Origin of the sequence: Cellulosimicrobium cellulans, from assembly GCF_042723955.1 — a bacterium.
Taxonomy (GTDB): Bacteria; Actinomycetota; Actinomycetes; order Actinomycetales; family Cellulomonadaceae; genus Cellulosimicrobium; species Cellulosimicrobium cellulans_H.
The window spans coordinates 630-7510 of the sequence record NZ_JBHXIC010000137.1 but is presented as its reverse complement, the minus strand read 5'-3'; the positions used below and the strand labels follow the sequence as shown (position 1 = coordinate 7510).

Here is a 6881-nt window from a genome sequence, read left to right as displayed (position 1 = left end):
GGGTCTTCGGAGGGCCTCCTTGACTAGGGTCTGGACGTTCTCGGGCGGCAGCGCGAGGGCGCGGGCCTCGGCCACGACACGGTCGACGGCGGCCCCGCGTCCGTGCGCTCAGATGACGTACTCGATGAGGAGCGACGGGTCCTCGACGGCGTCCCGCGCCGCGGGCGCGGCGGCGGGCATGCGGATCTTCGCCGGGACCCCGACCGCGACCGCCCCGGCGGGCACGTCCTTGACGACGACGGCGTTGGCCCCCACCTGCACGTCGTCGCCGACCCAGACCGGCCCGAGGATCTTCGCTCCCGCCCCGACGACCACGCGGTCCCCGAGCGTCGGGTGCCGCTTGCCGCGCTTCATCGACCGCCCGCCGAGGGTGGACGTGTGGAAGAGCACGACGTCGTCGCCGACGACCGCCGTCTCGCCCACGACGACCCCCATGCCGTGGTCGATGAACAGGCGCCGGCCGATGCGCGCGCCGGGGTGGATCTCCACACCGGTCAGCGCCCGCGCCACCTGCGAGACGAGGCGTGCCGGAAGACGCAGCAGGGGCTCGCGCCACATGCGGTGCGCGAGCCGGTAGGCCCACACGGCGTGCACGCCCGGGTACGCCAGCGCGACCTCGAGGCGGGTGCGGGCGGCGGGGTCCCGCCGTCGGGCCGCCTCGAGGTCCTCGCCGAGCACGCGCACGAACCGGCGCAGCCGGTAGCCGGCCGTCCGGTGGTGAGGACGCGGGTCGGTCACGTCAGTCCAGCAGGTCGGCGTAGAGCACGGAGGACAGGTAGCGCTCACCGAACGAGGGGATGATCGTCACGATGAGCTTGCCCGCGTTCTCGGGGCGCGCGGCGAGCTGGAGCGCGGCGGCGATCGCGGCGCCGGACGAGATGCCGACCAGCAGCCCCTCCTCCTTCGCGGCACGGCGCGCGAGCTCGACCGCGGTCTCGGCGTTGACGTCGATGACCTCGTCGTAGACCGAGGTGTCGAGGATCTCGGGCACGAAGTTCGCGCCGATGCCCTGGATCTTGTGCGGGCCGGGCTGGCCGCCGTTGAGGATGGCCGACTCCTCGGGCTCGACCGCGACGATCTGCACGCCGGGCTTGCGCTCCTTGAGCACCTGGCCGACGCCCGTGATCGTGCCCCCGGTGCCGATCCCGGCGACGACGATGTCGACGGCGCCGTCCGTGTCGGCCCAGATCTCCTCCGCCGTCGTGCGGCGGTGGATCTCGGGGTTGGCCTCGTTGGCGAACTGGCGCGCGAGGATCGCGCCCTCGCGCTCGGCGACGATCTCGTCCGCGCGGTTGACCGCGCCCTTCATCCCCTCGGACCCCGGCGTGAGGATGAGCTCGGCACCGAACGCGCGGAGCAGCGCACGGCGCTCCTTCGACATCGTCTCCGGCATCGTCAGGACGACGTCGTACCCGCGCGCGGCACCGACCATCGCGAGCGCGATGCCGGTGTTGCCGGAGGTGGCCTCGACGATCGTCCCGCCCGGCTTCAGCTCGCCCGACGCCTCCGCGGCGTCGATGATCGCCACGCCGATGCGGTCCTTGACCGAGTTCGCGGGGTTGTAGAACTCGAGCTTGCCCACGACGGTGGCGCCGAGGCCCTCCGTGAGCTTGTTGAGACGGACCAGGGGGGTGTTGCCGACGAGCTGCGTGACGTCGTCGTAGATGCGTGCCATGTCTTCCTCTTCTGTCGACGGCTCGGGGTGAGCCGGGGTGGGGGTACCGATCAGGGGACGAGGGCCGTCGCGGTCCGCGATCACGGTGCCCAGCGTCTCTCGGGGACGGTGCGGGCGCGCGGGCACGACGGCGGGGGCGGGCTCGTGCGGACGGGGCGGCCTGGTGCGGCGCGGAGCTGCGCGCGGGGTCGGCGGCGGGTCGTCAGCGACAGCCGAGACAGCGACAACAGGAGACGCGCGACACGGCGCGGTGCAGCGGTGCGGGACGCGCGATCGTCGCGGTCATTCCTCGCTCCTCCTGGTCGGTCGCGCCGCGGTCGCCCGGAGGTCCGGGCCTGCGGGCGGCGCGTGTGACCCCGAGGCTATCGGTCCGCGTCCGGACCCTGCAACGCCGTCCACGAGACGGTCGCCCGCTCGGGGGCGTCGGTGTGCCGGCGGGACGACGAGGGGCGCCCAGCCGGCTGGCGGGGCGCCCCTCGTGACGTTCTGGTTCCGCGGTCGGGACGGAGCCCGAGAGCGTCGGAGCGGGCGACGGGAATCGAACCCGCGTAGCCAGTTTGGAAGACTGGGGCTCTACCATTGAGCTACGCCCGCACGGGCCGTGGGACCGGGATCCGGGCCCCCGACCGAAAGGCCGAGGGCCGGCACGGCGCCGACCTGCGGCCGCAACCTTAGCAAACCCCGGTGGCTCTGCCGGCCGTCTGCCCGCCGTCTGCCCGGTGGTCTCCGGCGCGCCGACGAGGGTGCCCTCAGCCGCCAGTACACTTGCCCTGGCCCGCCGCCGCGGCGGGCGACGGGGTGTGGCGCAGGTTGGTAGCGCGTCCGCTTTGGGAGCGGAAGGTCGCAGGTTCAAATCCTGTCACCCCGACCTTCGCGCGGCGCCCCTCCGGGGGCGTCGCGGGGCGACGTCCGGGCCGTCGCGTCGGTCCCGTCCTCGAGAGGTGCCCGTGACCACGTCGACCACCGCGTCCGGACCGGCGACGCGCGTCACCCTCGCGGCGGTCGTCGCCGCGGGCAGCGGCGCCGTGCTCTCGCTCCAGGGCCGCCTCAACGGCGGCCTCGCCGCCGCCGGGACCGGACCCGTGGTCGCGGCCTGGCTCTCCTACGTCGGGACCTTCCTCGCGACGGTGCTCGTGGTGGTCGCCCGCCGTCGGGTCCGCCCCACCCTCCACGTCCTGCGCACCTCCGCGTCCTGGTGGTGGTTCGCGGTCGGGCTGTGCAGCGTCCCGATCGTCGTCGCCATGGCCGCCGGGGTCCCGCTCGTCGGCGTCGCGGTCGCCTCCGTGTGCTCGGTCGCCGGCCAGACGGTCGCGGGCCTCGCGCTCGACGCGCGCGGCGTCGGGCTCCCGGCCCCGCTGCGGCTCACCGCTCGCCGGGCGGCCGCGGGGCTCGCGGCGCTCGTGGGCCTGGGCGTCGCGGTGCTCGGCGGCGCGACGACCGACGCGGGGTGGGGCGCCGTCCTCGCGGGGGTCGCGCTGTTCGTCGGCGGCGCCGTCCTGTGCGGGCAGCAGGCCGGGAACGGCCGGGTCACGCAGCTCACGGGCGACCCGGTCGTCGCGACCCTCACCTCCGTCACGGGCGGGCTCCTCGGCATCTCCCTCGTCTGCGCGCTGGCCGCGCTCCTCGGCGGGCTCGACGGCGTCACGCTGCCCAGGCAGTGGTGGCTCTACCTGGGCGGTCCGCTGGGGACCCTCATCACCGTGGCGGCCGCGTACGCGGTGCGCCACCTCGGCACGTTCGTCCTCACGCTGACGGTCGTCGGCGGCCAGATGGTCATGGCCGTGCTGCTCGACCTGCTCGGTGTGGTCGGGCTGCGATGGCAGACGGTGGTCGCGACCGCGGTCGTCGGGCTCGCCGTCGTCCTGGTGGTCCAGCGCCCCGGTCCGCGCACGTCGGCCTGACCCGCGACGCTTGACCGCTCGCGTACGATGGGACGGTTGCCCGTACGCCCGCGTGCGGAGCCGTCCCCGGCCGCACGCCGGCCCGCCCCGATCAGTTGGAGATCATCGAAGTGAAGAGCGCCGTCGAGACCCTGGACCCCACCAAGGTCAAGCTGACCGTCGAGGTGGAGTACGACGAGCTCAAGCCGAGCATCGAGCACGCCTACCAGCACATCGCGGAGCAGGTGAACATCCCCGGCTTCCGCAAGGGCAAGGTCCCGCCGCGCGTGATCGACCAGCGCGTCGGCTGGGGCGCCGTCATCGAGCACGCCGTCAACGACGGCCTGTCCGGCTTCTACCGCCAGGCCGCGAGCGAGGAGAGCCTGCGCCCGCTCGGCCAGCCCGAGGTCGAGGTCACCGAGATCCCGGCCAAGGCCGGCGAGGGCCAGCTGGTCTTCACCGCCGAGGTCGAGGTCCGCCCCGAGATCACGCTGCCCGCCCTCGACTCGCTCGCCATCACGGTCGAGCCCGCCGAGGTCACCGACGAGGACGTCACCGAGCGCCTCGACGCGCTGCGCGAGCGCTTCGGCACGCTCGTCGGCGTCGACCGTCCCGCGGCCGAGGGCGACTTCGTCGTGCTCGACCTCACGGCCGAGATCGACGGCGAGGAGGTCGACTCCGTCTCCGGCGTCAGCTACCAGATCGGCTCGGGCAACATGCTCGAGGGCCTGGACGAGGCGCTGACCGGCCTCTCGGCCGACGAGACGACCACGTTCAACGCCCCGCTGGCCGGCGGCGAGCACGAGGGCAAGGAGGCGTCCGTCACCGTCACGGCGACCTCCGTCAAGCAGCGCGACCTGCCCGAGGCGGACGACGACTTCGCCCAGCTCGCGTCCGAGTTCGACACTCTCGAGGAGCTCAACGCCGACCTGCGCGAGCAGGTCGCGAGCATCAAGACCTCGAACCAGGCCGTCGCCGCGCGCGACGAGCTCCTCAAGGCGCTCAACGACGCGGTCGAGATCCCCGTGCCGGCGGGCGTCGTCGAGGCCGAGGTGCACCGCCACCTCGAGTCCGAGGGCCGCCTGGAGGACGAGACGCACCGCGCCGAGGTCACCGTCGAGGCGACCGACGCCATCCGCAACCAGATCCTGCTCGACACCCTCGCCGAGCAGCTCGAGATCAAGGTCGCGCAGAACGAGCTCCTCGAGTACCTCGTGAGCGCCTCGCGCCAGTACGGGATGGACCCGAACCAGTTCATCCAGTCGCTCGACCAGGGCGGGCAGATCCCCGCGATGGTCGGCGAGGTCGCGCGCTCCAAGTCGCTCGCCGTCGCGCTGCGCCAGATCGAGGTCAAGGACTCCGCCGGCAACGTCGTCGACCTGACCGAGTTCATCGGCTCGGACGACGAGGACGCCGCCGCGGACGAGTCGGTCGAGGACGTCGCGGCCGAGCCCGTCGAGGAGGCGCTCGTCGACGACTCCACCGAGGCCGCCGCCGCGGCGCCGGTCGAGGACGACGAGAAGGACTCGACGAAGGCCTGACACGGCACCGGCCGGTCGGCCGGAGCAGGTCCCACGACGGCCCGCACCCTCCGCGCGAGGGGGCGGGCCGTCGTCGTGCCCGTGCCGTGACGGCGTGCACCGGCCGCCTGGTGCGCCGTCAGCGAAAACGCGCGCTGTCGGGACGAACGCCGGGCACGGACCGCGTTAGGGTCACTTGCAGCACGGCTGGACCGGGGCATCCTCCCGGGACCGGCCAGGGCAGCGCAGGCGGGGGCGACCCGCGGGAGCGACGAAGGAGATGGATGTGAACGAGCTGTACCTGCCGTCCGACGCGACGGCCCCGGTCAACCGCGCCGAGGGTCCGGGCTTCGGACTCAACGACTCCATCTACAACCGGCTCCTCAAGGAGCGCATCATCTGGCTCGGCTCGGAGGTGCGCGACGAGAACGCGAACGCCATCTGCGCCCAGATGATGCTGCTCGCCGCAGAGGACCCGGAGAAGGACATCTGGCTCTACATCAACTCGCCCGGCGGGTCGATCACGGCCGGGATGGCGATCTACGACACCATGCAGTACATCCAGCCGGACGTCGCGACGATCGCCATGGGCATGGCGGCGTCGATGGGGCAGTTCCTGCTCTCGTCCGGCACCAAGGGCAAGCGGTACGCGACGCCGCACGCGCGCGTCATGATGCACCAGCCCTCGGGCGGCATCGGTGGGACCGCGACCGACGTGCGCATCAACGCGCAGCTCATCATGCACATGAAGCAGGTGCTCTCCGAGCTCACGGCCGAGCAGACCGGCAAGCCGCTCGAGCAGATCCTCAAGGACAACGACCGCGACAGCTGGTTCACGGCCGAGGAGGCGCTGGAGTACGGCTTCATCGACCACGTCGTCACCAACGCGTCGTCCGTGACCGGCGGCGGCGGCACCACGGGTTCCTGACCCCGCACCGGACACCAGACTTCACCGAGGAGAACCCGTGAGCTTCAGCGCCGAGTCCCAGTACCTGTCCACCGCGCAGCGCCTCGCCGGCGCGGGCGCGCGTCCCGGCGGCATCGCGCTGCCGGGCGGCGCGCCGTCGGCCCGCTACGTGCTCCCGCAGTTCGAGGAGCGCACCGCGTACGGCTTCAAGCGGCAGGACCCCTACACCAAGCTGTTCGAGGACCGCATCATCTTCCTGGGCGTCCAGGTCGACGACGCGTCCGCCGACGACGTCATGGCCCAGCTCCTCGTGCTCGAGAGCCAGGACCCGGACCGCGACGTCATCCTCTACATCAACTCGCCGGGCGGGTCGTTCACCGCGATGACCGCGCTCTACGACACGATGCAGTACATCAAGCCGCAGATCCAGACGGTCTGCCTGGGCCAGGCGGCGTCGGCGGCCGCGGTCCTGCTCGCCGCAGGCCAGCCGGGCAAGCGCCTCGCGCTCCCGAACGCACGCGTGCTCATCCACCAGCCCGCGATGGAGGGCGGCGGCTACGCGCAGGCGTCCGACATCGAGATCCACGCGAACGAGCTCATCCGCATGCGGGAGTGGCTCGAGGACACGCTCGCGCTGCACTCGGGCAAGTCGGTCGAGCAGGTCCGCCAGGACATCGAGCGCGACAAGATCCTCACCGCCGAGCAGGCGAAGGAGTACGGCCTCGTCGACCAGGTCCTCGAGAGCCGCAAGGCCGTCGCGGTCAACAAGCCCTGACGTGACCGCCCGTCCAGCATGACCTCACGCCGCGGCGCGGCCGCCCCCCGCGGCGCGCTGGGGGAGGGGCCGGCGGCGCCCGCCGCGGTCGCGCCCCCCGACGGGGACACGGGCGGCGGGTCGC

Annotated in this window: 6 protein-coding genes and 2 tRNA genes; 5 read left to right on the top strand and 3 right to left on the bottom strand. The window is 73.0% G+C overall.

The window, feature by feature from the left end; all coding sequences use genetic code 11:
- Positions 1-108: 108 nt before the first annotated feature.
- From epsC to ACFWH7_RS20250, 3 genes are all read right to left on the bottom strand, one after another.
- Complete coding sequence (epsC, locus tag ACFWH7_RS20260; RefSeq protein ID WP_378219345.1) at positions 109-738, bottom strand: serine O-acetyltransferase EpsC; 630 nt, start codon at positions 736-738, stop codon at positions 109-111.
- 1 nt (position 739) lies between these two features.
- The gene (gene cysK / locus ACFWH7_RS20255; protein WP_141390568.1) at positions 740-1675 is read right to left on the bottom strand and encodes a cysteine synthase A; all 936 of its coding nucleotides are present in this window, start codon (positions 1673-1675) and stop codon (positions 740-742) included.
- Positions 1676-2198: 523 nt separating this feature from the next.
- Positions 2199-2269, bottom strand: a tRNA-Gly gene (locus ACFWH7_RS20250).
- Positions 2270-2469: 200 nt separating this feature from the next.
- Between ACFWH7_RS20250 and ACFWH7_RS20245 the strand changes: the two genes are divergently transcribed.
- The 5 genes from ACFWH7_RS20245 (at position 2470) to ACFWH7_RS20225 (ending at position 6757) form a co-directional block, all read left to right on the top strand.
- Positions 2470-2543, top strand: a tRNA-Pro gene (locus tag ACFWH7_RS20245).
- Positions 2544-2622: 79 nt separating this feature from the next.
- Positions 2623-3576, top strand: coding sequence for a DMT family transporter (locus tag ACFWH7_RS20240; protein ID WP_378219343.1), 954 nt, complete (start codon positions 2623-2625; stop codon positions 3574-3576).
- 110 nt (positions 3577-3686) lie between these two features.
- Positions 3687-5096 (top strand): trigger factor, encoded by a 1410-nt coding sequence (gene tig, locus ACFWH7_RS20235; protein ID WP_141390567.1) that lies wholly within the window; start codon positions 3687-3689, stop codon positions 5094-5096.
- Positions 5097-5355: 259 nt separating this feature from the next.
- Positions 5356-6003, top strand: a complete 648-nt coding sequence (locus ACFWH7_RS20230; RefSeq protein WP_047232614.1) for an ATP-dependent Clp protease proteolytic subunit — start codon at positions 5356-5358, stop codon at positions 6001-6003.
- Positions 6004-6040: 37 nt separating this feature from the next.
- A complete protein-coding gene (locus tag ACFWH7_RS20225) occupies positions 6041-6757 on the top strand; it encodes an ATP-dependent Clp protease proteolytic subunit (RefSeq protein ID WP_047232615.1) in 717 nt (238 codons plus the stop codon).
- The last annotated feature ends 124 nt before the right edge of the window (positions 6758-6881 follow it).

Coding starts and splice junctions, on each gene's coding strand:
- cysK (WP_141390568.1), bottom strand. CDS start 1,675: ATGGCACGCATCTACGACGACGTCACGCAGCTCGTCGGCAACACCCCC.
- ACFWH7_RS20230 (WP_047232614.1), top strand. CDS start 5,356: ATGGATGTGAACGAGCTGTACCTGCCGTCCGACGCGACGGCCCCGGTC.